This window comes from Hydrogenophaga sp. LT287 (assembly GCF_055702805.1).
The window spans coordinates 15,941-42,433 of record NZ_JBVPZC010000018.1; the positions used below are offsets into that span (position 1 = coordinate 15,941).

20 protein-coding genes and 5 tRNA genes are annotated in these 26,493 nt (G+C 62.1%); 19 read left to right on the top strand and 6 right to left on the bottom strand.

All coding sequences use genetic code 11. From position 1 onward, the window contains the following. Positions 1-58 precede the first annotated feature (58 nt). From AC0GNR_RS13420 to AC0GNR_RS13475, 12 genes are all read left to right on the top strand, one after another. Positions 59-2,635, top strand: a complete 2,577-nt coding sequence (locus tag AC0GNR_RS13420; RefSeq protein WP_472901445.1) for a TRAP transporter permease — start codon at positions 59-61, stop codon at positions 2,633-2,635. Continuing rightward, complete coding sequence (locus AC0GNR_RS13425) at positions 2,632-3,276, top strand: aspartate/glutamate racemase family protein (RefSeq protein ID WP_472901446.1); 645 nt, start codon at positions 2,632-2,634, stop codon at positions 3,274-3,276. Before AC0GNR_RS13420 ends, AC0GNR_RS13425 begins: the two co-directional genes overlap by 4 nt. Before the next feature lie 106 nt (positions 3,277-3,382). Beyond that, positions 3,383-3,469, top strand: a tRNA-Leu gene (locus AC0GNR_RS13430). A 70-nt stretch (positions 3,470-3,539) separates the two neighbouring features. Further along, a complete protein-coding gene (tig, locus tag AC0GNR_RS13435) occupies positions 3,540-4,850 on the top strand; it encodes a trigger factor (RefSeq protein ID WP_472901447.1) in 1,311 nt (436 codons plus the stop codon). Positions 4,851-5,080: 230 nt separating this feature from the next. Then, positions 5,081-5,698, top strand: a complete 618-nt coding sequence (gene clpP / locus AC0GNR_RS13440) for an ATP-dependent Clp endopeptidase proteolytic subunit ClpP (protein ID WP_304840021.1) — start codon at positions 5,081-5,083, stop codon at positions 5,696-5,698. Between the two features lie 146 nt (positions 5,699-5,844). After that, positions 5,845-7,110 (top strand): ATP-dependent Clp protease ATP-binding subunit ClpX, encoded by a 1,266-nt coding sequence (gene clpX / locus AC0GNR_RS13445; RefSeq protein ID WP_472901448.1) that lies wholly within the window; start codon positions 5,845-5,847, stop codon positions 7,108-7,110. Positions 7,111-7,211: 101 nt separating this feature from the next. Further along, positions 7,212-9,644: an endopeptidase La gene (gene lon / locus AC0GNR_RS13450; protein WP_472901449.1), complete on the top strand. Its 2,433-nt coding sequence runs from the start codon at positions 7,212-7,214 to the stop codon at positions 9,642-9,644. Positions 9,645-9,721: 77 nt separating this feature from the next. Further along, positions 9,722-9,797, top strand: a tRNA-Gly gene (locus AC0GNR_RS13455). 72 nt (positions 9,798-9,869) lie between these two features. Beyond that, a tRNA-Cys gene (locus AC0GNR_RS13460) sits at positions 9,870-9,943 on the top strand. 24 nt (positions 9,944-9,967) lie between these two features. Beyond that, positions 9,968-10,043: transfer RNA gene (locus AC0GNR_RS13465), tRNA-Gly, on the top strand. A 149-nt stretch (positions 10,044-10,192) separates the two neighbouring features. Continuing rightward, positions 10,193-10,281, top strand: a tRNA-Leu gene (locus AC0GNR_RS13470). Positions 10,282-10,323: 42 nt separating this feature from the next. Then, entirely contained in the window at positions 10,324-10,947 is a 624-nt protein-coding gene (locus AC0GNR_RS13475) for a DUF6806 family protein (protein WP_472901450.1), read from the top strand. A gap of 414 nt (positions 10,948-11,361) precedes the next feature. Here the strand turns inward: AC0GNR_RS13475 and AC0GNR_RS13480 are convergent, their stop codons facing one another. The 3 genes from AC0GNR_RS13480 to AC0GNR_RS13490 all read right to left on the bottom strand — a co-directional run bounded on the left by AC0GNR_RS13480 (position 11,362) and on the right by AC0GNR_RS13490 (position 14,296). After that, positions 11,362-11,772: a DUF4332 domain-containing protein gene (locus AC0GNR_RS13480; protein ID WP_472901451.1), complete on the bottom strand. Its 411-nt coding sequence runs from the start codon at positions 11,770-11,772 to the stop codon at positions 11,362-11,364. Positions 11,773-11,933: 161 nt separating this feature from the next. Further along, positions 11,934-12,746, bottom strand: coding sequence for a glutamate racemase (murI, locus tag AC0GNR_RS13485; RefSeq protein ID WP_472901452.1), 813 nt, complete (start codon positions 12,744-12,746; stop codon positions 11,934-11,936). Further along, positions 12,743-14,296, bottom strand: coding sequence for a fumarate hydratase (locus tag AC0GNR_RS13490; RefSeq protein ID WP_472901453.1), 1,554 nt, complete (start codon positions 14,294-14,296; stop codon positions 12,743-12,745). The genes murI and AC0GNR_RS13490 overlap by 4 nt, the downstream gene beginning before the upstream one ends. 153 nt (positions 14,297-14,449) lie before the next feature. Here AC0GNR_RS13490 and fumC point away from each other — a divergent pair, with 153 nt between their 5' ends. Continuing rightward, positions 14,450-15,847 carry a class II fumarate hydratase gene (gene fumC, locus AC0GNR_RS13495; RefSeq protein WP_472901454.1) on the top strand — a complete coding sequence of 466 codons (1,398 nt, stop codon included), beginning with the start codon at positions 14,450-14,452 and terminating at the stop codon, positions 15,845-15,847. A gap of 47 nt (positions 15,848-15,894) precedes the next feature. On the opposite strand, the gene AC0GNR_RS13500 is transcribed toward fumC, so the two are convergent. Next, positions 15,895-16,767, bottom strand: coding sequence for an ion transporter (locus AC0GNR_RS13500; RefSeq protein WP_472901455.1), 873 nt, complete (start codon positions 16,765-16,767; stop codon positions 15,895-15,897). Positions 16,768-16,932: 165 nt separating this feature from the next. Here AC0GNR_RS13500 and acs point away from each other — a divergent pair, with 165 nt between their 5' ends. Next, positions 16,933-18,927 (top strand): acetate--CoA ligase, encoded by a 1,995-nt coding sequence (gene acs, locus AC0GNR_RS13505; RefSeq protein WP_472901456.1) that lies wholly within the window; start codon positions 16,933-16,935, stop codon positions 18,925-18,927. A gap of 91 nt (positions 18,928-19,018) precedes the next feature. On the opposite strand, the gene AC0GNR_RS13510 is transcribed toward acs, so the two are convergent. Then, entirely contained in the window at positions 19,019-19,324 is a 306-nt protein-coding gene (locus tag AC0GNR_RS13510) for a c-type cytochrome (protein ID WP_472901457.1), read from the bottom strand. Between the two features lie 121 nt (positions 19,325-19,445). On the opposite strand from AC0GNR_RS13510, the gene AC0GNR_RS13515 reads away from it, so the two are divergent. Further along, complete coding sequence (locus AC0GNR_RS13515) at positions 19,446-19,688, top strand: TIGR04438 family Trp-rich protein (protein WP_472901458.1); 243 nt, start codon at positions 19,446-19,448, stop codon at positions 19,686-19,688. Positions 19,689-19,700: 12 nt separating this feature from the next. Here the strand turns inward: AC0GNR_RS13515 and ilvD (AC0GNR_RS13520) are convergent, their stop codons facing one another. Then, the gene (gene ilvD, locus AC0GNR_RS13520) at positions 19,701-21,404 is read right to left on the bottom strand and encodes a dihydroxy-acid dehydratase (protein WP_472901459.1); all 1,704 of its coding nucleotides are present in this window, start codon (positions 21,402-21,404) and stop codon (positions 19,701-19,703) included. Between the two features lie 159 nt (positions 21,405-21,563). On the opposite strand from ilvD (AC0GNR_RS13520), the gene ilvD (AC0GNR_RS13525) reads away from it, so the two are divergent. The 4 genes from ilvD (AC0GNR_RS13525) to AC0GNR_RS13540 all read left to right on the top strand — a co-directional run bounded on the left by ilvD (AC0GNR_RS13525) (position 21,564) and on the right by AC0GNR_RS13540 (position 26,475). Then, positions 21,564-23,423 carry a dihydroxy-acid dehydratase gene (ilvD, locus tag AC0GNR_RS13525; protein WP_472901460.1) on the top strand — a complete coding sequence of 620 codons (1,860 nt, stop codon included), beginning with the start codon at positions 21,564-21,566 and terminating at the stop codon, positions 23,421-23,423. A gap of 78 nt (positions 23,424-23,501) precedes the next feature. Then, the gene (gene lgt, locus AC0GNR_RS13530) at positions 23,502-24,305 is read left to right on the top strand and encodes a prolipoprotein diacylglyceryl transferase (RefSeq protein ID WP_472901461.1); all 804 of its coding nucleotides are present in this window, start codon (positions 23,502-23,504) and stop codon (positions 24,303-24,305) included. A 176-nt stretch (positions 24,306-24,481) separates the two neighbouring features. Further along, positions 24,482-25,150, top strand: a complete 669-nt coding sequence (locus AC0GNR_RS13535) for a GntR family transcriptional regulator (protein ID WP_472901462.1) — start codon at positions 24,482-24,484, stop codon at positions 25,148-25,150. Next, positions 25,147-26,475 (top strand): malonyl-CoA decarboxylase domain-containing protein, encoded by a 1,329-nt coding sequence (locus AC0GNR_RS13540; RefSeq protein ID WP_472901463.1) that lies wholly within the window; start codon positions 25,147-25,149, stop codon positions 26,473-26,475. Before AC0GNR_RS13535 ends, AC0GNR_RS13540 begins: the two co-directional genes overlap by 4 nt. Positions 26,476-26,493 lie beyond the last annotated feature (18 nt).

Below are 26,493 nucleotides of genomic sequence, written 5' to 3' on the forward strand. Positions count from 1 at the left end.
TGACTCGTCAGGGCTTTTTTGTTGGCCCCTCACAAAAAAACACAACGCATAGGTCTGCATGAAAACCCAAACCGCACCCGAGGTTGACGTCAACCAACTGGTTGCCGACAACGACACCGGCGGCCGCGCACCCGGCCGCTGGATGAGCCGCATGCTGCTGGCCGTGGCACTGGCTTGGTCCGTGTTCCAGCTCTGGATCGCCTCACCGCTGCCGTTCAGCCTCGGCATTCTGGTGTTCAACGACACCGAAACCCGCGCCATTCACCTGGGCTTTGCGGTGTTCCTCTCTTACATGGCGTACCCCGCGTTCAAGCGATCGCCGCGCGCCTATGTGCCCATCACCGACTGGGTGTTTGCGCTGGTGGGCACCTTCTGCGCCACCTACCTGTTCATCTTTTACAGTGAACTGGCCACCCGCCCGGGCCAGCCCACGCCCATGGACGTGTACACCGGCGCGGTCGGTATCGTGCTGCTGCTGGAAGCCACACGCCGCGTGCTGGGCTTGCCCATGGTGATCGTGGCGCTGGTGTTCCTGGGTTACACCTTTGGCGGGGCCTACATGCCCGACATGATTGCCCACCGGGGTTTCTCGCTCAACCGTGCCATGAGCCACCAGTGGCTCACCACAGAAGGCGTGTTCGGCGTGGCGCTGGGCGTGTCCAGTGGCTTCATCTTTCTGTTTGTGCTGTTTGGCTCGCTGCTGGACAAGGCCGGTGCTGGCAACTACTTCATCAAGTCGGCCTTTGCCTTGCTGGGCCACATGCGTGGCGGCCCGGCCAAGGCGGCGGTGCTGTCGTCGGCGGCCACCGGCATCATTTCCGGTTCGTCGATCGCCAACGTGGTGACCACCGGCACCTTCACCATTCCGCTGATGAAGCGGGTGGGCTACCGGCCCGACCAGGCCGGCGCGGTGGAAGTGTCAAGCTCGGTGAACGGCCAGATCATGCCGCCGGTCATGGGCGCTGCCGCCTTCCTGATGGTGGAATACGTGGGCATCCCCTACATCGAGGTGATGAAGCACGCCTTCTTGCCCGCCATCATTTCCTACATTGCCTTGCTCTACATCGTCCACCTGGAGGCGCTCAAGGCCAACATGGTGGGCCTGCCACGCCGGGGCACCGCCACGGCCGGCTCGCGCCTCATGTCGTTTGCCATGACCGTGGCCGGTTTCATCGTGCTGTCGGGCGCGGTGTACTGGGGCATCGGCTGGATCAAGACCGTCATGGGCGACGCCGCCGTCTGGGTCGTGGGTGCGGGCCTGCTGGCGGCCTATGTGGGCCTGCTGTGGTTTGGCGCCAAGCAGCCCGCCCTGGAGCTGGACGACCCCAACGCGCCGGTGTTTGAACTACCCGAAACCGGGCCCACGGTGAAGTCGGGCCTGCACTACCTGCTGGCCGTGGTGGTGCTGATCTGGTGCCTGATGGTCGAGCAAATGTCGCCAGGCCTCTCAGCCTTCTGGGCCACGATGTTCATCATCTTCGTCATGGTCACGCAAAAACCCATCATCGCCGCGTTTCGCGGCCAGGGTAGGCTGGGTGCTGCCACCCGCCAAGGCTTTGCCGATCTGATCGATGGCCTGGCCACCGGTGCGCGCAACATGATCGGTATTGGCGTGGCCACGGCGGCGGCCGGCATCATCGTCGGCACCGTGTCGCTCACTGGTGTCGGTCTGGTCATGACCGAGCTGGTGGAACTGTTGTCGGGTGGCAACCTCATGCTCATGCTGATTCTGGTGGCGGTCATCAGCCTGATTCTGGGCATGGGCTTGCCCACCACCGCCAATTACATCGTGGTGTCCACTCTCATGGCACCGGTGGTGGTGGAGCTGGGCGCCCAGAGCGGCCTGATCGTGCCGCTGATTGCGGTGCACCTGTTTGTGTTCTATTTCGGTCTCATGGCCGACGTGACGCCGCCGGTGGGGTTGGCCTCGTTTGCTGCGGCGGCCATTGCGCGGGCCGATCCCATCAAAACCGGCATCACCGCCTTCGCGTACAGCATGCGCACCGCCATCTTGCCGTTCCTCTTCATCTTCAACACGCAGCTGCTGATGATCGGGCTGTCGGGCCCGCTGCACCTGATGTTGACCGTGGTGAGTGCCACGGTGGCCATGCTGGTGTTTGCGGCGGCCACGCAGGGGTACTTCCTGGTCAGATCGCGGTGGTACGAAACGCTGGCCCTGCTGCTCATCACCTTCACCCTGTTCCGGCCGGGCTTCTGGTGGGACATGGTTTACCCGCCGTTTGACGAAGTGCCTGCGGCCCAGATGACATCGCTCATTGAACAAGCCCCTGCCGGTTCGGGCAAGCGCATCTGGATCGAAGGCATGAACATGAATGGCGATGACATCCGCAAAGGCGTGCTGCTGCCCTTGGGTGAGCCTGGAACGGCGCGCGAGCGTCTGGCCAGTTCGGGCCTGACCGTGATGGCGCAAGGCGACGAAATGCTGATTGCTGCGGTGAAGTTTGGCAGCCCCGCTGAAAAACTCGGTATCGAGCAGGGCTACCGCATCGTGTCGGCAGAAGTGCCGTCCGACCGGCCGGCCAAAGAATGGTTGTTCCTGCCCGCACTGGCCTTGCTGCTGCTGGTCATGGGTTTGCAGCGCCGCCGTCAGAAGCGGCAGGGCGCAGCGGCGTGACGCGCATAGCGCTCATTCACGCGCTGGCCCATTCGGTGGCGCCCGTCAATGACGAGCTGGCACGGGAATGGCCGCAGGCGCAGCGCATGAACTTGTTGGACGACAGCCTTTCCGCCGACCTTGCGCGCTCGGGACAAGGTCTGGACGCCGCCATGTACCAGCGCTTTGAAGCCTTGGCCGCCTACGCTGAGGGCACGGGCGCGCAGGCCATTTTGTTCACCTGCTCGGCCTTCGGGCCTTGCATTGAAGCGGTGGCCGCGCGCCGGCCCCACCTGCCTGTGCTCAAGCCCAACGAGGCCATGGTGGCCGAAGCGGTCAAGCATGGAGGGCGCATCGGTTTGATCGCGTCCTTTGCGCCGACCCTCGCGTCCATGCCGGTCGAATTCCCGGCCGGTACCGACTTGCGTACCGAGTTGGCCAAGGGCGCATTGGACGCCCTGAACCAGGGCGACACCGCGCTTCATGACGCACGGGTGGTGCTGGCTGCCAAGGCCCTTGCGAGCCAAGGTTGTATGGTGATTGCCCTGGCTCAATTCAGCATGGCGCGCGCGCAAGTGGCGGTGCACCAGGCCGTCGGTTTGCCTGTGCTTACCACACCCGGCAGCGCCGTGCGGGCACTGCGCCAGCGGCTGCATGCGTGAGCCGGTTTGCTGTGGCGGCTGCGGCTACAATCTAGGGTTGCCGTAAAGCGGGCATCTGGCTTGTAGCGTCTTCAAGACGCGATGCTGGTAAGTCCGTTCACAGGACGCGCGGGTGGCGAAATTGGTAGACGCACCAGGTTTAGGTCCTGACGTCCGCAAGGATGTGGGGGTTCGAGTCCCCCCCCGCGCACCACCTCACAGACGAAGAGATACCCCGGGTCAGCCAGGCAGGCTGGTTGACCGACACCCTTTTGGAGAAAACCATGACCGTGAACGTTGAAACCCTTGAGAAGCTCGAGCGCAAGATCACGCTGACGCTGCCCGCAGAAGTGATCCAGAGCGAAGTGGCCAAGCGCCTCAAGCGCTTGGCACGCGACGTCAAGATGGACGGTTTCCGTCCCGGCAAAGTGCCGATGAACGTTGTGGCCCAGCGTTACGGCTACTCCGTGCACTACGAAGTCATGAACGACAAAGTGGGCGAAGCCTTCGCCACTGCCGCCAACGAAGCGCAGCTGCGCGTGGCTGGCCAGCCCAAGATCACCGAAAAAGAGGAGGCGCCCGAAGGCCAGCTGGCCTTTGACGCGGTTTTCGAGGTCTACCCCGAAGTCAAAATCGACGACCTGACCACCGCCGAAGTGGAAAAAGTCAGCGCCGACGTCAACGACGCCGCCATCGACCGCACCCTGGACATCCTGCGCAAGCAGCGCCGCACCTTTGCGCAGCGCGCGCAAGACCAGGCCGCCCAAGACGGCGACCGCGTCACCATCGACTTCGCTGGCAAGATCGACGGCGAGCCGTTTGAAGGCGGCAAGGCCGAAGCCTTCCAGTTCATCGTTGGCGACGGCCAGATGCTCAAGGAATTTGAAGACGCCGTGCGCGGCATGAAGTCGGGTGAGTCCAAGACCTTCCCGCTGGCTTTCCCTGAGGACTACCACGGCAAAGACGTCGCCGGCAAAACGGCCGACTTCCTGGTCACGGTCAACAAGATCGAAGCCGCTCATCTGCCCGAAGTGGACGATGCCCTGGCCGCCTCGCTGGGCATTGCCGACGGCACGGTGGACGGCTTGCGCGCTGACATCAAGAAAAACTTGGAACGCGAAGTGAAGTTCCGTTTGCAGGCGCGCAACAAACAGGCTGCCATGGACGCCCTGGCCGCCAAAGCCGAGCTGGACCTGCCGAAGTCGGTGGTGCAAGCCGAACTCGACCGCCTGGTGGAAGGCGCCCGCGCCGACCTGAAGCAGCGCGGTGTGAAAGACGCCGACAAGGCGCCGATTCCTGACGACCTGTTCCGCCCTCAAGCCGAGCGCCGTGTGCGTCTGGGCCTGGTGGTGGCTGAATTGGTGCGCGCCAACGAACTGCACGCCAAGCCCGAGCAGATCAAGGCCCACATCGAAGAGCTGGCCGCTTCGTACGAAAAGCCGGCCGACGTGGTGCGCTGGTACACCGGCGACAACCGCCGCATGGCCGAGGTGGAAGCCATCGTGATCGAAAACAACGTGACCGAATTCGTTCTGTCCAAAGCCAAGATCACCGACAAGTCGGTCAGCTTCGAAGAGCTGATGGGCCAGGCCTGATCGGCTTGGGCCGCTTCGTGGTCGGTGCGTGAGCACGGGCCCGATGAACGGTTTGGCGAGTGTGGCAGCAATGCCCAGGGCGGAGTATTCCGCCCTTTTTTTTGACTTTGGCTTGCCTTTCGCGGTCTGCACGCCATATGGACAGTCTGGTCAAGCCCGTGACCGGGTAACGGCCTTCCCAGGTTGGTTACAGTAGTGGCATCGCGACCAATCAATACACGGAGAAACGCATGAGCGCAATGGATATTCAAGGCTTGGGCATGGTGCCCATGGTGATCGAGCAGTCGGGCCGCGGCGAGCGCGCGTACGACATCTATTCGCGCCTGCTCAAGGAACGCGTGATCTTTCTGGTGGGCCCGGTGAACGATCAGTCTGCCAACCTGGTGGTGGCGCAGTTGTTGTTTCTGGAAAGCGAAAATCCGGACAAGGACATTTCGTTCTACATCAACTCCCCCGGTGGGTCGGTGAGCGCCGGTATGGCGATTTTTGACACCATGAACTTCATCAAGTCCGACGTGTCTACACTGTGCATCGGCATGGCGGCCAGCATGGGTGCTTTCTTGCTGTCGGCTGGCGCCAAGGGCAAGCGTTTCGCGTTGCCCAACTCTAAGATCATGATTCACCAGCCTCTGGGCGGAACCCAGGGCCAGGCCACCGAAATCGAGATTCACGCCCGTGAAATTTTGAAGACGCGTGACCAGCTCAACAAGATTCTGGCCGAGCGCACTGGCCAGCCGCTGGAAAAAATTGAACGTGATACCGAGCGCGATTACTACCTTTCGGCTGCCGAGTCGGCCGAATACGGCCTCATCGACAAGGTGATCGACAAGCGTCCCGGCGCCGTCTGAGTTTCCACGGCGCTGTGCTCTGTCTGACATGCGCCGCACGAAGGGGAAAGCGCCGAAACCGGTGCTTTTCACCCGTTTGCCCCCTGGCAGCCTTGAACTATCATCGTTGCTGCTTGCACTTTCCGTTTCCAAGACCCTAAAGACTTATGGCCGACAAAAAAGCCACCTCCAGTGAAAAAGCGCTCTACTGCTCGTTTTGTGGCAAGAGCCAACACGAGGTCAAGAAGCTGATCGCTGGCCCTTCGGTCTTCATCTGCGACGAGTGCATTGATCTTTGCAACGACATCATCCGTGACGAGTTGCCCGGTCTGGAGTCGGTCAAGGCTGCTGGCGATGACGTACCCACGCCCGCCGAGCTGAAGTCCAACCTGGACAACTACGTGATTGGCCAAGACCCGGCCAAGCGTGCCCTGGCGGTTGCGGTGTACAACCACTACAAGCGCCTACGCCACAAGCTCACGGCCCGCAAGGACGACGTGGAACTGGCCAAAAGCAATATTTTGCTGATCGGCCCCACAGGCTCTGGCAAAACGCTGCTGGCTCAGACCATGGCGCGCATGCTCAATGTGCCCTTCGTCATGGCCGACGCGACCACCCTGACCGAAGCCGGTTATGTGGGCGAAGACGTGGAAAACATCGTGGCCAAGCTCTTGCAGAGCTGCAACTACGATGTCGAGCGCGCGCAGCAGGGCATCGTTTACATCGACGAAATCGACAAGATCACCCGCAAGTCGGACAACCCGTCCATCACCCGTGACGTGTCGGGTGAGGGCGTTCAGCAGGCCTTGCTGAAGCTCATCGAGGGCACCATGGCCTCGGTGCCTCCGCAAGGTGGTCGCAAACACCCGAACCAGGATTTTCTGCAGGTGGACACCACCAACATCCTGTTCATCTGCGGCGGCGCGTTTGCCGGCCTTGAAAAGATCATCGAAAACCGCACAGAAGCCTCGGGCATGGGTTTTGGTGCGCTGGTCAAGAGCAAGCAGCAGCGCAGCCTGACCGAAGCCTTCAAGGAAATCGAGCCAGAAGACCTGATCAAGTTCGGTCTGATCCCCGAGTTGGTGGGCCGTGTGCCCGTCATTGCCGCGCTGTCTGAACTCAGCGAGGACGCACTGGTCGAAATCCTCACCGAACCCAAAAACGCCGTGGTGAAACAGTTTTCCCGCCTGCTGTCCATGGAAGGTGCCGAGTTGGAGGTGCGTCCTGCAGCGCTCAAGGCGATTGCCCGCAAGGCGCTGGCCCGCAAGACGGGCGCCCGCGGTTTGCGCTCCATCCTGGAAAATGCGCTGATCGACACCATGTTTGAGTTGCCAGGGATGAGCAACGTTGAGAAAGTGGTGGTCGACGAGTCCACCATTGACGAAAACAAACCACCGCTGCTGGTGTACCGCGAAGCTGCCAAGCAGGCCTGACCACCATCCCCAGCGGATGGGAGCCTGCTTTTTAATGTCATCGATGCGTCCGGTTGATATCGCCCGCATCAACCCTACCTGCTGATTTTGCTGAGGTTGAAATGTCCGGACATACCCCCTTGCCCAGTTCGCCGGTTGACCTGCCCCTGTTGCCCTTGCGCGATGTGGTGGTCTTCCCGCACATGGTGATTCCGCTGTTTGTGGGTCGCCCGAAAAGTATCAAAGCACTTGAAGCTGCCATGGAGGCCGAGCGCCGCATCATGCTGGTGGCGCAAAAGGCCGCAGCCAAGGACGAGCCTTCCACGGAAGACATGTTTGAGATGGGCTGCGTGGCCACCATCTTGCAAATGCTCAAGCTGCCCGACGGTACCGTGAAGGTGCTGGTTGAAGGCCTTCAGCGGGCCAAGGTGCTCGACATTCGCGACGGTGACACCCATTTCGTGGCCAATGTGACCCCCGTTGACCCGTCGACCGAGCGCGCCGACACGCAGTCCACCGAGCTTGAGGCGCTGCGCCGCGCGGTGATGCAGCAGTTTGACCAGTACGTCAAGCTCAACAAAAAGATCCCCTCCGAGATCTTGACGTCGATCTCCAGCATCGACGACCCAGGTCGCCTGGCCGACACCATCGCTGCCCACCTGCCGCTCAAGCTGGAGTCCAAGCAGGTGGTGCTGGACCTCGACCCGGTCAACAAGCGCCTGGAAAACCTGTTTGAACAGCTCGAGCGCGAAGTCGACATCTTGAACGTCGACAAAAAAATCCGCGGTCGCGTCAAGCGCCAAATGGAAAAGAACCAACGCGACTTCTATCTGAACGAGCAGGTCAAGGCGATCCAGAAAGAACTGGGCGAAGGCGAAGAGGGCGCCGATATTGAAGAGATCGAGAAGAAGATCAAGGCCGCCAAAATGCCCGCTGATGCGCGCAAAAAGGCCGACGCCGAATTCAAAAAGCTCAAGCTGATGTCGCCCATGTCTGCCGAAGCCACGGTGGTGCGCAACTACATCGATGCACTGGTGGCGTTGCCATGGAGCAAGAAGACCAAGATCAAGCACGACCTGGCGCACGCTGAAGCCGTGCTCAACGAAGATCATTACGGTCTAGACAAGGTCAAGGACCGCATCCTCGAATACCTTGCGGTTCAGCAGCGCGTGGACAAGGTGAAGGCGCCCATCTTGTGCTTGGTGGGTCCGCCCGGCGTGGGCAAGACCTCGCTGGGGCAGTCAGTTGCCAAGGCCACCGGACGCAAGTACGTTCGTATGGCGCTGGGTGGTATGCGCGACGAGGCCGAGATTCGCGGCCACCGCCGCACCTACATTGGTGCGATGCCAGGCAAGGTGTTGCAAAGCCTGAGCAAAGTGGGCACACGCAACCCGCTTTTCTTGCTGGACGAGATCGACAAACTGGGCACCGATTTCCGTGGTGACCCTTCCAGCGCTTTGCTGGAAGTGCTTGACCCCGAGCAGAACCACACCTTCGGGGATCACTACGTCGAAGTGGACTTTGACCTCTCCGACGTGATGTTTGTGGCCACGTCGAACTCGATGAACATCCCGCCGGCGCTGCTGGACCGGATGGAAGTGATCCGCCTGTCGGGTTACACCGAAGACGAAAAGACCAACATCGCCATGCGCTACCTGCTGCCCAAGCAGCTGAAGAACAACGGTATTCGAGATGGTGAGATGGAGGTTCAGGAGTCTGCGGTGCGTGACATCGTGCGCTACTACACCCGAGAAGCCGGCGTGCGTTCGCTTGAGCGCGAGCTGGGCAAGATCTGCCGCAAGGTGGTGAAGGGCCTGCTGCTCAAAAAATACACCCCCACCGTGGTGGTCAACTCAGACAACCTCAACGATTTTCTGGGTGTGCGCAAATACAGCTATGGCCGTGCTGAAGCGCAAAACCAGGTGGGGCAGGTGGTGGGACTGGCGTGGACCGAGGTCGGCGGCGATTTGCTCACCATCGAAGTGGCGATCATGCCCGGCAAAGGCGTGATCACCCGCACCGGATCGCTGGGCGATGTGATGAAAGAGTCGGTTGAGGCAGCGCGCACCGTGGTACGCAGCCGTTCCCGTTCACTGGGCATCAAAGACGAGCAATTCGACAAGCGAGACATCCACATTCACGTGCCCGACGGCGCGACACCGAAAGACGGCCCCAGCGCGGGTGCAGCCATGACCACGGCCCTTGTCTCATCGCTCACGGGCATTCCCGTGCGTGCGGATGTAGCCATGACCGGGGAGATCACCCTGCGCGGTGAGGTCACGGCCATTGGCGGTCTCAAAGAAAAGTTGCTGGCCGCATTGCGTGGCGGCATCAAGACCGTGATCATTCCGGAAGAGAACGTGAAGGATCTGGCGGAGATTCCGGACAACGTGAAGGAAGGTCTGGAGATCGTTCCGGTGAAGTGGATCGACAAGGTGCTGGCGATCGCGCTGGAGCGTTTGCCCGTGCCTTTGACCGACGAAGAGGTGGCCGCCCAGGTGGCTGCAGCGTCGGCCCGGCCTGCGGCAACGGCGCCGGATGCTGTCAAGCACTGAGCAAAAAGTTGCTAGGGGCTTGAAAACCAGCGTTTTTTTGCGCTAGAATTTCAGCTTCTGGCAGACGTTAGAAACATGCGGGATTAGCTCAGTTGGTAGAGCGATACCTTGCCAAGGTATAGGTCGAGAGTTCGAGTCTCTTATCCCGCTCCAAATTAAAAAGGGAAGCCCTGCTTCCCTTTTTTGTCGGTGATGTTGCAGTTGGCTTTGGTGCCAGTTGCATTTGGCGCGATAGCAAATCGGTTATGCAACGGATTGCAAATCCGTCTAGCCCGGTTCGACTCCGGGTCGCGCCTCCAGTCGCTGGCAAGCGGCACACGTATGCGGGATTAGCTCAGTTGGTAGAGCGATACCTTGCCAAGGTATAGGTCGAGAGTTCGAGTCTCTTATCCCGCTCCAATCTCTAAAAGGAAGCTTTGCTTCCTTTTTTTGTTGGTGGCTCAAATGTGTTGACGGCAAGCCTTTACAGGCCACGGCGGAACCGCGCAATGGTCTTCGCGCAGGCTCCCCCCAAAGTCCAGATGTCGAACCTGCGACAATGACGGCCAGCCTCGATGGTGAAATTGGTAGACACAGCGGACTTAAAATCCGCCGGCTTTAACAGGCCGTACCGGTTCGATTCCGGTTCGAGGCACCACCGCTAGGTTTTTTCCGGTTTCGCCGGTACAGTGAGTTTCCCATGACCCGATACAACGCACCCTTCGAAATCCATGTGCATGGAGACGTGCCGCTGCGCGAAGATGTGGTGTTCAGCCAGATCCAAGACGCGCTCAAGCCGCTGTGGCAATACGCCGGCGCACGCTCTCTGGCCGCCGCCGCCGAGAGCGCCTACGAAGACGAGCCTGGCATCCGTTTCGATGCGGCTGCGCACGTGCTGCAGATGTGCTGGACCGTTCCCGGCGACGAAGACTTTCGGCAGGTGATCGAGGAAGCTTGCATGGGCCTGAACGAAATCGCCTCGGCCGGAGCGCCGTTGGAGGTGTCTTTTTACGACACCGAATACGACGAGGAAGACGAGTCTTCTGAAGAAGAAGCCCGCGACGACTTCATGATGTGCTTTGTCGGTCCGACGCCAGCAGCGATCATGCAGGTACAGCGCGACTTGCTCGTTCAGGACGTGGTGCACATCATGGAGCGCCACTTTGACGCGGCCGAGCTTGGTGATGTGGTGGTGGCCATTGACAAGCTGTTTACTGAGCGTTTTGACGCCCTGGTGAACTCGATGCAGCTGGGCCGTCCGCCCCGTGGACACGGTGGCCCTTCGGGGCACGGTGGACCGCGCAAGCCTCGCCATTTGCACTGATCATCAAGCGTGGTGTCCTGCTGGCCACAACCTGGCAGTGGTTCTCTGGTTCGCCGCAGCCCCCTGCTGTCTTTTGCACGGGCTCAATGTAGTCGTCGGGCCGTGCCATGGCGGGTAGGTTGGCCACGCCAAAACAGCGGGTTGAGATTTATGGTCTGTGGACTTTTGCAACCCGTCTGGCCACTATCCTTGGGCCCTTGAGTTGTGGGCTCACTTCGACGACAGGAGAGGGGCGTCAACCAGCGCAGCTGCCCATTGGCCTCACTGGTGCGTTGTTCTTGGGGGTTTGGCCTTGTTGATTCCGGTGAACATGCAGCGCGGCCATGCCGCCACACTGGCCGGACCAGCGCCCCGTCAGACAAGAAAAATGGCCCCGCAGGGCCATGTGACTGTCGCGTGCCCGGGGTAGAGCCTTCAGTATTCAAGCATTCGTGGCAGGCCTTTGGCCTGCTCGACCCACTTTGTCACTTCGGCTTCGGTGGGGACGCGGCGGACCAGTTTTTTCGTGGCGTTGAGTTCGGCCATAGCCGTCGTCAGGTTGTCTGCCCGGCGGCGGGCCAACTCGGGCACCGTGTCCACCCCGGCGGCTTCCAGCAAGTCGGCGTACTCCGAGCCCACACCGCTGATGCGGTACAGGTCGACCATGTTGGCAAATCTCAGCAGCTGCTTTTCCGTCAGGCCGGCTTTGGCTGCAAGGGCCTTGCGCAGGGCCGGTGTTTTGGCCTGGTTCAGCAGGGAGTCCGTGTCTGCTACGCCAGCGTTATTCAATTTTTCGCCGATGACTGGGCCGATACCCTCAACATCGTTGATCTTTTTGTTGGCCATGCCTTGCGTTCCTTTCAGAGGTGGTTGAGACGAACACCGTTGAGGTGCACGCTTGCCAATGTACTGAATTGGTGTCGTTTAGGCCAGAGGGGGTGTCCGCAGGGTGTGTCAGGCATCACACGATGCGTGTGGCGGTGTGGCGCTCAGGTCAAGCGAAAAGCTCAGCAGATCAGTGGCGCTGCGGTGGCTGAGGTGGGTAGCCAGCACTGTGCGGCCTGCGTAAGCGCAGCTGGGTCGCCTGTGCAAAGCAGTTGTAGCCTGGGGTGTGCGACATCACCGCGATGGTCTGCCGCGTCGAGTCCTAGAACCGCCCTGGTGCGGCGGGCCACGGGCAGGCCGGTTTCCACCAACATGATGCCAGGGCCACAGAGCTGGCTCAGAACATCTGCCGCGAAGGGGTAGTGGGTGCATCCCAGTACCAGGGTATCGATGGGCGGGGAGGGGTCTTGCCGCGTTTGCACGGCCTGCAGATAGCGCTGGCAAAGCCGCTGGGTGGTGTTGGCGTCGCCGCGCTCAATGGCATCGGCCAGTCCGTCGCAAGGTTGGCAGCTGAATTGAGCACTGGGAGCGGATGCCTCGACGCGGGAGCGCAGTTGAGCAAAACGCGCACTGTCCAGGGTGCCGCGTGTGGCGAGCACGCCAATGTGCCCGCTGCGGCTCATTTGGGCTGCGGTTTTCAGGGCCGGCTCCACGCCCACAATAGGCAGGTGCGGGTAGGCCAGGCGCAAGTCGTCAATCGCCATGGCTGTGGCGGTGTTGCAGGCCACCACCAGCGCATCAACAGCATGGTGCTGCAAAAGGTAGGCCGCGATGCGGCTGGAGCGGTCGACAACAGCTTGGGCGCTGCGCTCGCCATAGGGGGCGAAGGCGCTGTCGGCCACATAAACAAACTGGGCTTCTGGAATTTCAGCCAGCAAGGCACGCAGCACGCTCAGGCCACCCACCCCGCTGTCAAAAATTCCGATGGTTTTCAAGCGCTGGCGACGGCAATGCCTTTGAACTCGCCAGTGGCGATGCGCTTGCTCCACTCGGCCGGGCCGGTGATGTGGGCGCTGGTGCCACCCGAATCCACGGCCACGGTCACGGGCATGTCCACCACGTCGAATTCGTAGATGGCTTCCATGCCCATGTCGGCAAAGCCCACCACTTTGGCATGCTTGATGGCCTTGGATACCAGGTAGGCAGCGCCGCCCACGGCCATGAGGTAGGCCGACTGGTGTTTTTTGATGGCTTCAATAGCGACCGGGCCACGCTCGGCTTTACCAATCATGGCGATCAATCCGGTCTTGGCCAGCATCATTTCGGTGAAGCCGTCCATGCGGGTGGCGGTGGTGGGGCCAGCGGGACCCACGGCTTCGTCGCGCACCGGATCGACCGGGCCCACGTAGTAAATGACGCGGTTGGTGAAGTCCACCGGCAGGGACTCCCCCTTGGCCAGCATGTCCTGGATGCGCTTGTGCGCGGCGTCGCGACCGGTGAGCATCTTGCCGTTGAGCAGCAGGGTCTGGCCCGGCTTCCAGCTGGCCACCTCGGCGGGCGTGAGCGTGTCCAGGTTGACGCGCTGGCTCTTCTGCGTGTCGGGCGTCCAGTCGACGTTGGGCCACAGGTCGAGGCTCGGTGGGTCCAGGTAGACCGGGCCGCTGCCGTCGAGCACAAAGTGGGCGTGGCGCGTGGCCGCGCAGTTGGGGATCATGGCCACGGGCTTGCTGGCCGCGTGGGTGGGGTACATCTTGATCTTCACATCGAGCACGGTGGTCAGGCCGCCCAGGCCCTGCGCGCCAATGCCGAGCGCGTTGACTTTCTCAAACAGCTCCAGGCGCATCTCATCGACCTTGCTGAGCTTCTCGCCCTTGGACGCCTTGGCCTGCAGTTCGTACATGTCCAGGTCGTCCATCAGGCTTTCTTTGGCCATGAGCACCGCTTTTTCAGCGGTGCCGCCGATACCGATGCCCAACATGCCCGGCGGGCACCAGCCGGCGCCCATGGTCGGTACAGTTTTCAGCACCCAGTCCACCACGCTGTCGCCGGGGTTGAGCATGACCATCTTGGACTTGTTTTCCGAGCCGCCGCCCTTGGCGGCTACGGTCACTTCCACCGTGTTGCCGGGCACGATCTCGGTAAAGATCACGGCGGGGGTGTTGTCCTTGGTGTTCTTGCGGTCGAACTGCGGGTCGGCCACCACGCTGGCGCGCAGCGTGTTGTCGGGGTGGTTGTAGCCCTGGCGCACGCCTTCGTTGATGGCGTCGTCCAGGCTGCCGGTGAAGCCGTCCCAGCGCACGTCCATGCCCACCTTCAGGAACACGTTGACGATGCCGGTGTCCTGGCAGATCGGGCGGTGACCGGTGGCGCTCATCTTGCTGTTGGTCAGGATCTGCGCAATCGCATCTTTCGCGGCCGGGCTTTGCTCGCGTTCGTAAGCGCGGGCCAGGTGGGCGATGTAGTCGGCCGGGTGGTAGTAGCTGATGTACTGCAGGGCGGCGGCGACGGATTCGATCAGGTCGTTCTGGCGGATGCTCGTGGTCATGGCGTGGGTGTTGTGTGCAAGTGGGTTGGCTTGGATATGGGCTTGGATGGCACTGGCCGCGTTGCATACGCGGCGATGACTCTGCTACGGTGTGCGCAACATGTTATTTTGACAGGTCAGCCCTTGGCCTGGCTGACGACCAGAGGCTTCGCCATGAATGCTGAATCAGAGACCCGCGACGAGTCGGACAGCACGGGCCCCATTGCGGTGCCCGCTCAGCGTTTGTGGGGTGCGCAGACGCAGCGCTCGCTGGCGCATTTCAACATTTCGGGCGAGCTCATGCCGAGCGAGCTGATTGATGCGCTGGCGAGGGTGAAGCGGGCTTGCGCCGTGGTCAACGCGCGCCTTGCCGGACTAGACGCGGACAAGTCCCAAGCCATCGTGGCCGCGGCTGACGAGGTGATTGGCGGCCAGCACGCGGTTGAATTCCCGTTGATGGTCTGGCAGACCGGCTCGGGGACGCAAACCAACATGAATTTGAACGAGGTGCTGGCCAATCGGGCGAGCGAGTTGCTGGGCGGGCCGCGGGGCGCCGGCCGCCTCGTGCATCCGAACGACGACGTGAACCGAAGCCAGTCGTCGAACGACGTGTTTCCCACCGCCATGCACCTGGCCGCCGTGCTGGGCCTGAAGCAGCGCTTGCTGCCGGCGTTGGCCGACCTGCACGCTACGCTGGCTGCCAAAGTGGCGGCTTTTGACGCGATCGTGAAAGTTGGCAGAACCCATTTGCAAGACGCAACCCCTCTGACGCTGGGACAGGAAATGTCGGGCTGGGCGGCACAGCTGTCGCACGCGGATCGGCATGTGCGTGCGGCGCTCCCTCATTTGTGTGAGCTGGCGCTGGGTGGCACAGCGGTGGGCACCGGGCTCAATGCGCCGGCTGGTTTCGATGTGGCCGTGGCAGCCGAACTGGCCCGCCACACGGGCATGCCGCTGGTCACAGCACCCAACAAGTTTGAGGCGATGGCCAGCTGCGATGCGCTGGTGCATGCCCATGGCGCTTTGAAAACGCTGGCCGCTGGCCTGATGAAGATCGCCAACGACGTGCGTTGGCTGGCGAGTGGGCCGCGTTGTGGCTTGGGTGAAATCTCGATTCCCGAGAACGAGCCCGGGTCGTCCATCATGCCGGGGAAGGTCAACCCGACTCAGTGTGAGGCGCTCACCATGTTGTGTTGTCAGGTCATGGGCAACGACGTGGCCATCAACATGGGCGGCGCGTCGGGCAATTTTGAACTCAACGTGTTCCGGCCCATGATTGCGCACAATTTTCTGCAAAGTGTGCGGCTGCTGAGCGATGGGATGCGCAGTTTTCGCGAGCATTGCGCAAAGGGCATCGAGCCTAATGTGGGCCGCATGGCCGAGATGGTGGAGCGCTCGCTGATGCTGGTGACCGCCTTGAATGCGCACATTGGCTACGACAAGGCGGCGGAGATCGCCAAAAAGGCCCACCGGGACGGCTCGACCTTGCGCGCTGCAGCGCTGGCTCTGGGCCATGTGACCGGGGATCAGTTTGACCTGTGGGTGGACCCGGCCGCCATGGTGGGGCGCTAGGTAAGAGCCACACCACAGGCACCTTTCGCATTCAGCCGAGCTTTGTTTCAGCGGGGCGCGCTGTTCGCGCCGAGCACGCCGTCAGCGCCGCGCAGCAGGCCCTTGAGTTCGCCGATTTCCTGGCGCAGCAGTTGCACCTCTGCATGCAACTGATGCTCAATGGACTGGCCGACCTGCTCCACCGCTTCCACTGTGGATTGGTGTTCGCCTTCGTTGAAGGTCTGCATCGCGTTGACGATGATCGCGATGAACAGGTTGAGCATCGTGAAAGTGGCGAACAAGATGAAGATGATGAAGAAAATCCAGGCGAAAGGCGCCACTTCCATCACCGGCCGGGCGATGCCCATCGACCAGCTCTCCAGCGTCATGATCTGGAACAGTGTGTACAGCGACCGGCCGAGGTGTCCAAACCAGTCCGGGAAGTCGACGCCAAACAGGTGCGTGGCGATGACGGCGAAAACATAAAAGACCAGCAGCAGCACCAGCGCAATCGACGAAAGCCCCGGGATGGCAGAAAGCAGCGCCCCCACCACCCGGCGCATGGAGGGCACCATGGTGAGCATGCGCAGCACCCGCAGCACGCGCAGGGCACGCAGCACCGCGAAGGGCCCGCTGGCAGGAATGAGTGCAATGCCCACCACCGCAAAATCAAACAGGCTCCACGGGTCGCGGAAAAATGCTGCGCGGTGGACGTAGAGGCGCAGGGCAATCTCCAGCACGAACACCACCAGGATGGCCCGGTCGAAGGCGAGCAGGGTGTTGCCGTATTGGGCCATCAGGGCTGGTGAGGTCTCCAGTCCCATCAGCACCGCATTGATCACGATCAAGCCAATGATGAACCGCTGAACGCGAGCACTGGCCAGGAATGCGCCAAGTCGCAGGCGCAAGCTTGGGTTGGGAACGGAGTGTGTGTCGGGCATGGTTGCCTGAAGGGCCTGGGTGATGGGGGGCTTGATTTTAGGGCGCGTCCCAATGTTCTGCCGTTCGTCAGGCTATGCAAGCCGCCGGCCATGTAAGTGGCTCGTAAGAGCCTTTGCGCACATTCGATGGCTGATCTGTTACCCATACACCCGAGGAGACTGCCCATGTCCGCACCGTCGACGTCCATCCAATCCACCCTGGTCGAAAACCGCGTTTTTGAACCCACCGAGGCCACGGTGAAGGCCGCCCGCATTTCGGGCATGGATGCCTACAACGCGCTGTGTGCCGAGGCAGAAAACGACTTCGAGGGTTTCTGGGCCAAACGCGCTCGTGAAACCTTGACCTGGCACAAGCCCTTCACCAAAACGCTGGACGAGTCGAACGCTCCCTTCTACAAGTGGTTCGAAGATGGCGAGTTGAACGCTTCGTACAACTGCCTGGACCGCCACATGGGCACCCCGGTGGAAAACAAGACCGCCATCATCTTCGAAGCCGATGGCGGCGAAGTGACCAAGGTGACCTACAAGGAACTGCTGGCCAAGGTCTCCCAGTTCGCCAACGCGCTCAAGGCCAAGGGTGTGAAGAAGGGCGACCGCGTCGTCATTTACATGCCCATGACCATTGAAGGCGTGGTGGCCATGCAGGCTTGCGCCCGCATCGGCGCCACCCACAGCGTGGTGTTCGGTGGCTTCTCGGCCAAGGCCCTGCAAGAGCGCATCCAAAACGCCAGCGCCGTGGCCGTGATCACAGCCAACTACCAGCTGCGCGGCGGCAAAGAGCTGCCGCTCAAGTCCATCGTGGACGAAGGCATCGCCATGGGCGGCTGCGATTGCGTGAAAGACGTGATCGTGTTCCAGCGCACCCCCACCGCGGTCAACATGGTGGCCGGTCGCGACAGTTTCATGCACGACGTCATGGCTGCCGAGTCGACCGATTGCCCGGCCGAAATGGTGAGCGCCGAGCACCCGCTGTTTGTGCTTTACACCTCGGGTTCCACCGGCACGCCCAAGGGCGTGCAGCACAGCACCGGTGGCTACCTGCTGTGGGCCAACCTGACCATGAACTGGACCTTCGACCTGAAGGACAGCGACGTGTTCTGGTGCACCGCCGACATCGGCTGGATCACCGGCCACACCTACGTGGCCTATGGCCCGCTGGCCGCAGGCGCCACGCAAATCGTGTTCGAAGGCGTGCCCACCTACCCGAACGCTGGCCGCTTCTGGCAGATGATCGAGAAGCACAAGTGCACCATTTTCTACACCGCTCCCACGGCCATCCGCTCGCTGATCAAGGCCGCTGAGGGTGACGAGAAAGTGCATCCGGCGCGCTCCGATCTGAGCAGCCTGCGTCTGCTGGGTTCGGTGGGCGAGCCCATCAACCCAGAAGCCTGGATGTGGTACTACAAGCACGTAGGCGGCGAGCGCTGCCCGATTGTGGACACCTTCTGGCAGACCGAAACCGGTGGTCACATGATCACGCCGCTGCCTGGTGCAACGCCATTGGTGCCGGGTTCGTGCACGCTGCCGCTGCCGGGCATTACCACCGCCATCGTGGACGAGACGGGCAACGACGTGCCCAACGGTGCCGGTGGCATCTTGGTGGTCAAGCGCCCATGGCCTTCGATGATCCGCACCATCTGGGGTGACCCCGAGCGCTTCAAGAAAAGCTACTTCCCTGAAGAGCTCAAGGGCTACTACCTGGCCGGCGACGGCGCCGTGCGCAGCGTAGACCGCGGCTACTTCCGCATCACGGGCCGCATTGACGACGTGCTGAACGTGTCGGGCCACCGCATGGGCACGATGGAAATCGAATCCGCGCTGGTGGGCAAGACCGACCTGGTGGCCGAAGCCGCTGTGGTGGGCCGTCCGGACGACCTCACCGGCGAAGCCATTGTGGCCTTCGTGGTGCTCAAGCGTTCGCGCCCCACCGGCGACGAAGCCAAAGCCATTGCCAAGGTGCTGCGCGACTGGGTGGGCAAAGAGATCGGCCCGATCGCCAAGCCCAAAGACATCCGTTTCGGTGACAACCTGCCCAAGACCCGCTCGGGCAAGATCATGCGCCGCCTGCTGCGCTCGATCGCCAAAGGTGAAGCTATCACCCAGGACACCTCCACCCTGGAGAACCCGGCCATCCTGGATCAATTGTCTGAAAACAATTGATGCTGTGAATATGCCTGAGCGCCGCAAGGCGTTCAGGCAACAAAAAACCCGCTGAGATTCAGCGGGTTTTTTGTTTTCAAAGGAACTGAAATTACTTTTGGCTCAGCACCCAGGCAGCCAGCTTCTTGGAGTCAGCTTCGCTGACCTGCGGATTGGCTGGCATAGGGATCGCACCCCACACGCCCGAACCACCCTTGATGATCTTGGTGGCCAGCATGTCGAGCGCTTTCGCGTCGCCAGCGTATTTCTTGGCCACGTCCTTGTAAGACGGGCCCACCAGCTTCTTGTCAGCGGCATGGCAAGCCATGCAATTTTTGCTTTTGGCCAGCGCTTCGTCAGCAATGGCCGGTGCAGCGATGGCGGCCATGGCGGCCATAATCAGAAGAGCGCGTTTCATGTGTTGTCCTTGTGCAATGGGGAAGTGGTGCAGACGCCTCAATTTTAACGGTTCCCCCGGCTCAGATACGGTCGGTTACAGTTTCTTGCCGGGCTTTATCGGGCCTTTACTGGAGGGTGTGATGTTTTTCCTGTTCACGGGCATGGGCCTGATGCTGCTGAAGTATTTTGAGATCGGTTTTGTGGCTGATCTCTCCTGGTGGTGGGTCTTGTCGCCCTTTGCCATGGCGGTGGCCTGGTGGGCCTGGGCCGACACCACCGGCTACACCAAACGCAAGGCCATGGAGCGGATGGACCAGAAAAAGCAGGATCGCATTGACCGCCAGCGCGAGGCGCTGGGCATCAAGAGCAAGCGGCGCAAATAAACGGCGTACGCGTCAGTAGTTGTCCAGCACGGCGCCCTTGCTGGCGCTGGACGCGTTGAAGGCAAACTTGGCTTGCACGCCCCGCGTGTAGCGCGGAGCCGGAGCGGTCCAGCCTGCCTTGCGCCGTGCAATTTCGCTCTCAGGCACGTTGAGCTCCAGTTTCAGGGCGTGGGCGTCGATGGTGATGCTGTCGCCTTCTTCGACAAAGGCGATGGTCCCGCCCGCGGCGGCCTCGGGCGCCACATGCCCGACCACCATGCCCCAGGTGCCACCCGAGAAGCGGCCGTCGGTGATGAGGCCCACACTCTCCCCCAGGCCGGCGCCAATGAGGGCGCCCGTGGGGGCCAGCATCTCGGGCATGCCCGGGCCGCCCTTGGGGCCGAGGTAACGCAGCACCATCACGTCACCGGCTTTTATCTTGCCGTCCAGGATGGCCTTGAGAGCCGACTGTTCGTCTTCAAACACGCGGGCGGGTCCGGTCATAACTGGATTTTTCAGGCCCGTGATCTTGGCCACACAGCCTTCGGGAGACAGGTTGCCCTTGAGGATGGCCAGGTGGCCCTGCTTGTACATCGCGTTCTCGATTGTGTGGATCACGCTCTGCTCAGGTGGCGCGTCCGGCACGTCTTTCAGCACCTCGGCAATGGTCTGGCCGGTGATGGTGATGCAGTCGCCGTGCAACAGGCCGGCGTTCAGCAGCATTTTCATCACCTGCGGAATGCCGCCTGCAACGTGCAAGTCCACGGCCAGCGCCTTGCCGCTGGGCTTCAGGTCGCACAGCACCGGGGTGCGCTGGCGGATGCGCTCGAAGTCGTCGATGCTCCACTCCACGCCCGCGCAATGCGCAATGGCCAGGAAGTGCAGCACTGCGTTCGTCGACCCGCCGGTGGCCATGATCACGGCCACCGCGTTTTCAATGGATTTGCGCGTGACGATGTCGCGTGGCTTGATGTCCTGGCGGATGGCTTCGATCAGCACCCGGGCCGACTCTTTGGCCGAGGCCACCTTTTCTTCGTGCACGTTGGCCATGGTGGAGGAGTAGGGCAGCGAGATGCCCAGGGCCTCGAAGGCCGAGCTCATGGTGTTGGCGGTGTACATGCCGCCGCAGGAGCCGGTGCCGGGGATGGCGCGTTTCTCGATCTCCAGCAGGTCGGCGTCGCTCATGTTGCCGGCGGCGTTTTGGCCCACAGCCTCGAACACGCTGACGATGTTGAGGTCTTCGCCCTTGTACTTGCCCGGCAGGATGGTGCCGCCGTACACATAGATGGCCGGCACGTTGGCGCGCAGCATGCCCATGAGGCCGCCGGGCATATTCTTGTCACACCCGCCAATGACGACTACGCCGTCCATCCACTGGCCTTGCACGCAGGTTTCCACGCAATCGGAAATCACCTCGCGGGAAACCAGCGAATACTTCATACCCTCGGTGCCCATGGCCATGCCGTCTGAAATGGTCGGGGTGCCAAACACCTGGGCGTTGCCGCCGGCTTCCTCAATGCCCGCAATCGCTGCGTCGGCCAGTTTTTGCAGGCCCGAGTTGCACGGCGTGATGGTGCTGTGTCCGTTGGCCACGCCCACCATGGGTTTCACGAAATCGCCTTCTTGGTAGCCCATGGCGTAGTACATGGATCGGTTGGGCGCTCGCGACTTGCCTTGGGTGATGTTCGCGCTGCGGTTGTTGATGGGCTGGATCGGGATGGTTTTGGATTCGGCCATGGTGGGTCTCTTCGGTCGGGTGGGTGGGCGTTGGTGTGCCGTGTTCATGGGCTTGGCGGTCACCCCGCCTTATAGCCCACGCGGCATAACCCGCTGCGGGGTGGGCGATAATTGAGGCCGCTTTTTCCTTCCCTGAACCCTTCCAGTCGAAGCCTCACCATGCCCGCTTACCGCTCCAAAACTTCCACCGCCGGCCGCAACATGGCAGGTGCCCGTTCCCTGTGGCGTGCCACCGGCATGAAAGACGGCGACTTTGAAAAGCCAATCATCGCCATCGCCAACTCGTTCACCCAGTTCGTGCCCGGCCATGTGCATTTGAAAGACCTGGGCCAGCTGGTGGCCCGAGAGATTGAGGCGGTGGGCGGTGTGGCAAAAGAATTCAACACCATTGCCGTGGACGATGGCATTGCCATGGGCCACGACGGCATGCTGTATTCCTTGCCCAGCCGAGAGCTGATCGCCGATTCGGTGGAGTACATGGTCAATGCCCACTGCGCCGACGCGCTGGTGTGCATTTCCAACTGCGACAAGATCACCCCCGGCATGTTGATGGCGGCGATGCGCCTGAACATCCCGGTGGTGTTCGTGTCGGGTGGCCCCATGGAAGCCGGCAAGGTGCGCCTGGCCAACCCGCAATCGCAGGTGGTGGAGTTCAAGAAGCTGGACCTGGTGGATGCCATGGTGATGGCGGTGGACGACAAGGTGAGCGATGCCGAACTGGCCGAAGTGGAGCGCTCGGCTTGCCCAACCTGCGGTTCCTGCTCGGGCATGTTCACGGCCAATTCCATGAACTGCCTGGCCGAAGCACTGGGTCTGGCGCTGCCGGGCAACGGCACCGTGCTGGCCACGCACGCTGACCGCGAGCAACTGTTCAAGCGGGCAGGGCGCCTGGCCGTGGACCTGTGCCGCCGCTACTACGAGCAGGAAGACGCCTCGGTGCTGCCGCGCTCCATGGGTTTCAAGGCCTTCGAGAACGCGATCACGCTCGACATCGCCATGGGCGGCTCGACCAACACCATCCTGCACATCCTGGCCATTGCGCGAGAGGCCGAGATTGACTTCACCATGGCCGACATCGACCGTCTGTCGCGGGTTGTGCCGCAGCTGTGCAAGGTGGCGCCCAACACCAACAAGTACCACATTGAGGACGTGCACCGCGCGGGCGGCATCATGGCCATCCTGGGTGAGCTGGACCGTGCCGGCAAGTTGCACACCGATGTGCCCACCATCCACGCGAAGACCATGAAGGACGCACTGGACGCCTGGGACATTGCGCGCAACCCGTCGGAAGAGGTCAAGACCTTTTACCGGGCAGGCCCGGCCGGTATCCCCACCCAGGTGGCATTCAGCCAGGCCACGCGCTGGCCCAGCCTGGACGTGGACCGTGCCGAAGGCTGCATCCGCTCAGGCGAACACGCTTTCTCGCAAGAGGGCGGCCTGGCCGTGCTGCGCGGCAACATTGCGCTGGACGGCTGTGTGGTGAAAACCGCGGGCGTGGATGAATCGATTCTGGTGTTTGAAGGCTCGGCCTTTGTGACCGAGTCGCAAGACGAAGCGGTGGCGCAGATCCTGGCCGACAACGTGAAGGCCGGCGACGTGGTGATCGTGCGCTACGAAGGCCCCAAGGGTGGCCCCGGCATGCAGGAAATGCTGTACCCGACCAGCTACATCAAGTCCAAAGGCCTGGGCAAAGCCTGCGCTCTGCTGACCGACGGGCGCTTTTCTGGCGGTACATCGGGCCTGTCCATTGGCCACTGCTCGCCCGAAGCGGCCGCGGGCGGCGCCATTGGCCTGGTGCGCAACGGTGACAAGATCCGCATCGATATTCCCAACCGCAGCATCAACCTGCTGGTGAGTGACGAAGAGCTGGCCCAGCGCCGTGCCGAACAAGATGCCAAGGGCTGGAAACCGACCCTGCCGCGCCCGCGCAAGGTGTCGGCCGCGCTCAAGGCCTATGCGTTTCTCGCCACCTCGGCCGACAAAGGCGCTGTGCGCGACCTGTCGCTGCTTGGCGATTGAACCTCCGCCAGCGGTGCGGGCCGGCAAGCCGGTGCCGCTCGGGTCATCGGGTGGCGCTTGCGTGCACAATCGCAGACCATGCTGATCCATCCTCAAATTGACCCTGTCGCGCTGCAGCTCGGGCCCGTGGCCATTCATTGGTACGGGCTGACCTACCTCGCCGCTTTTGGCCTCTTCATGCTGCTGGCCAATGCCCGCTTGCGGCATCTGCCGTTTGCCGCCGTACAGCAGCCCGCTCCCTGGGTGCGGCGCGATGTGGAAGACATCCTTTTTCTTGGCGTCATGGGCGTCGTGCTGGGTGGGCGCGTGGGCTACTGCCTGTTTTACAAGCCTGCTTATTACCTGGCGAACCCGCTGGAGATCTTTGCCGTCTGGCAAGGTGGCATGAGCTTTCACGGCGGTTTGCTGGGCGTGATGTTGGCCATGGTCTGGTACGCGCGCAGCCGGCAACGGCCGTTCATGCAGGTCATGGACTTTGTGGCGCCATGTGTGCCCACGGGACTGGCGGCCGGCCGCCTGGGCAATTTCATCAACGGCGAACTCTGGGGCCGTGTGGCCGACCCTTCGCTGCCCTGGGGCATGGTGTTTCGTGGCGCGGGTGACCTGCCCCGACACCCGTCGCAGGCCTACCAGTTCTTGCTGGAAGGGCTCTTGCTGTTTGTGCTGCTTTGGCTTTATGCGCGCAAACCGAGGGCCAGAGGCCAGGTTTCGGCGGTGTTTCTTCTGGGCTACGGTGTGTTCCGTTTTATTGCTGAATTTTTCCGCGAGCCCGACGCACATCTGGGCCTGCTGTCGCTTGGCATGAGCATGGGGCAGTGGTTGTGCGTTCCCATGATCCTGGGTGGTGCCGGCCTGTGGTGGTGGTTTGGTCGCAAGGTCTGACGTCTTGCCTTCACAGCCTCACGCAGGCTGAGGCGCGCTCACAGGGCGCCGCTTGCGCGGCACAGGGCTCGGTGGTTGGGCCAAGCCAGCCAGCTGCCGACCGATTCGAGGGTAAACACCACGGCAAGGCATCGCGCTGACGCTCTAAAATTATTCGTAATTACAGGTGATTACGAATGCGCGTGGTACTCAATTCTCTGCATGACGAAGTGGCGGCCCAGTTGCGGGAACGCATCTTTTCGGGCGTGATGGCGCCCGGCAGTTTTGTGGACGAACTGGCTTTGTGCAGCGAACTGTCGATCTCGCGCACACCGCTGCGTGAAGCGCTCAAGGTGCTCACGGCCGAAGGCTTGTTGCACCACCAGCCGCGCCGCGGCTGTTTCGTGAGCGAGATCACCGAGCGCGATCTGGACGAAATCTTCCCGGTGATCGCCTTGCTGGAAGGGCGCTGCGCCTACGAGGCCGCCAACAACGCCAGCAACGCCGACCTCGACGCGTTGGAGCAGTTGCACGAGCGGCTCAACCGCCATGCGCAGGCCCGCCGCATCAACGACTACTACGAAGCGAATTTCGCCATCCACGAAGCCATCATCACCCTGGCCAACAACCGCTGGTTGGCGCAGGTGATTGGTGACTTGCGCAAGCTCGTCAAGCTCGCGCGGCTGCAGCAATTGCACGCACCGGGCCGCCTGGAGCAGAGCCTCTCAGAGCACATGGCGGTGTTTGCCGCTCTGAAGGCGCGTGATGCCGAAGGCGCAGAGGCGGCCATGCGCACCCACCTGACGCGCCAGCGCGTGGCCCTGCGCGAACTCGCGCGCAACCAGACCTCACGGATCACTGCATGAACACCACCGACTGGATCGTTCAACGCGTGACGCGGCTCAAGCCGGCGTCGGGCACGGCACCGCGCTCGACGCAGGACCGCCTCAAGGCGACGCTGCGCCAGGGACCCGAAGCGTTGTCCCCGCGCGCGCTGCGCCATGTGCTGGATGACTTGCGGGCCATCGTGGACCCGCTGGTGAGCGAGGTGGAGGGTGGTCGCCGCGCCCAGGCGGTGATGGACTGGTACGCCAGCGCGCCCGCGCCGCAGCGGCGCGACCTGTGGCTGCTGATGAGCGAACGTTTCATGGCCGACCCGGTGCAGGTCAAGCAGGCGCAGGCCCAACTGGAAGCCGCGGTTGGCACCCCCGACGAGGCGGCGGCCGAGGTGATTTTCCGGCGTGCAACTGTTTCGCCGCGGCGCAGGTTGCTGCAGCGCTTCAGCGCCCACCAGGACGGTGTGCGCTTTCTGGTCGATTTGCGCGCTGAAATGCAGGGCGCACTGAAGACCGACAAGCGCCTGCTGGCCCTGGACGTGGAGATGGAATACATGTTCTCCACCTGGTTTGACGTGGGCTTTCTGGAGCTGCGCCGCATCAGCTGGGACTCGCCGGCTTCGCTGGTGGAAAAGCTCATCAAATACGAGGCGGTGCACGACATCCGCAGCTGGGCCGATGTGAAGAACCGGCTCGACAGCGACCGGCGGTGCTACGGCTTTTTCCACCCGCGGCTGCCGGGTGAACCGCTTATTTTTGTGGAAGTGGCGCTGGTCAACGAGATCGCCACCAGCATCACCCCGCTGCTGGACGAGGCCGCTGCCCCAGCCGATCTGGAGCGCGCCACCACCGCCATTTTTTATTCCATCAGCAACACCCAGCCCGGCCTGCGCGGCGTGAGCTTTGGTGACTCGCTCATCAAGCAAGTGGTGGAAACGCTGCACCAGGAATTCCCCCGGCTCAAGACATTCGCCACCTTGTCTCCCATTCCCGGCCTGCGTGGCTGGCTGATGAAAAACGCACCGGCCGACCTGCTCAAGGCCTGGGAGCGTGTTGCCGAAATGCCTGAAAACGCACCCGAACGGCGGGCCTTGCTGGGTTGGGCTGCGCGCTATCTGGGCGCCGAGCTGCAAGATGGCAAGCCGGTGGACCCGGTGGCTCGCTTTCACCTGGGCAACGGCGCATGTGTGGAGCGCCTGAACTGGGCCGCCGATCCCTCAGCCAAGGGCCTGAAGCAGTCGTATGGGTTGATGGTGAACTACCTTTACGACCTGAAGCGGCTCGACAAACACCGCGCCATGCTGGCGCAAGCAAAGATCCCGACAGCCCGCGCGATCAAGGACCTCTACCTGTGACGCGCACATTACAACCCT

What these genes read in the sequence shown, in the direction of transcription:
- AC0GNR_RS13420 (WP_472901445.1), top strand. Translation starts at nt 59, where the DNA reads ATGAAAACCCAAACCGCACCCGAGGTTGACGTCAACCAACTGGTTGCC.
- tig (WP_472901447.1), top strand. Translation starts at nt 3,540, where the DNA reads ATGACCGTGAACGTTGAAACCCTTGAGAAGCTCGAGCGCAAGATCACG.
- clpP (WP_304840021.1), top strand. Translation starts at nt 5,081, where the DNA reads ATGAGCGCAATGGATATTCAAGGCTTGGGCATGGTGCCCATGGTGATC.
- clpX (WP_472901448.1), top strand. Translation starts at nt 5,845, where the DNA reads ATGGCCGACAAAAAAGCCACCTCCAGTGAAAAAGCGCTCTACTGCTCG.
- lon (WP_472901449.1), top strand. Translation starts at nt 7,212, where the DNA reads ATGTCCGGACATACCCCCTTGCCCAGTTCGCCGGTTGACCTGCCCCTG.
- AC0GNR_RS13475 (WP_472901450.1), top strand. Translation starts at nt 10,324, where the DNA reads ATGACCCGATACAACGCACCCTTCGAAATCCATGTGCATGGAGACGTG.
- AC0GNR_RS13480 (WP_472901451.1), bottom strand. Translation starts at nt 11,772, where the DNA reads ATGGCCAACAAAAAGATCAACGATGTTGAGGGTATCGGCCCAGTCATC.
- AC0GNR_RS13490 (WP_472901453.1), bottom strand. Translation starts at nt 14,296, where the DNA reads ATGACCACGAGCATCCGCCAGAACGACCTGATCGAATCCGTCGCCGCC.
- fumC (WP_472901454.1), top strand. Translation starts at nt 14,450, where the DNA reads ATGAATGCTGAATCAGAGACCCGCGACGAGTCGGACAGCACGGGCCCC.
- AC0GNR_RS13500 (WP_472901455.1), bottom strand. Translation starts at nt 16,767, where the DNA reads ATGCCCGACACACACTCCGTTCCCAACCCAAGCTTGCGCCTGCGACTT.
- acs (WP_472901456.1), top strand. Translation starts at nt 16,933, where the DNA reads ATGTCCGCACCGTCGACGTCCATCCAATCCACCCTGGTCGAAAACCGC.
- AC0GNR_RS13510 (WP_472901457.1), bottom strand. Translation starts at nt 19,324, where the DNA reads ATGAAACGCGCTCTTCTGATTATGGCCGCCATGGCCGCCATCGCTGCA.
- AC0GNR_RS13515 (WP_472901458.1), top strand. Translation starts at nt 19,446, where the DNA reads ATGTTTTTCCTGTTCACGGGCATGGGCCTGATGCTGCTGAAGTATTTT.
- ilvD (WP_472901459.1), bottom strand. Translation starts at nt 21,404, where the DNA reads ATGGCCGAATCCAAAACCATCCCGATCCAGCCCATCAACAACCGCAGC.
- ilvD (WP_472901460.1), top strand. Translation starts at nt 21,564, where the DNA reads ATGCCCGCTTACCGCTCCAAAACTTCCACCGCCGGCCGCAACATGGCA.
- lgt (WP_472901461.1), top strand. Translation starts at nt 23,502, where the DNA reads ATGCTGATCCATCCTCAAATTGACCCTGTCGCGCTGCAGCTCGGGCCC.
- AC0GNR_RS13535 (WP_472901462.1), top strand. Translation starts at nt 24,482, where the DNA reads ATGCGCGTGGTACTCAATTCTCTGCATGACGAAGTGGCGGCCCAGTTG.
- AC0GNR_RS13540 (WP_472901463.1), top strand. Translation starts at nt 25,147, where the DNA reads ATGAACACCACCGACTGGATCGTTCAACGCGTGACGCGGCTCAAGCCG.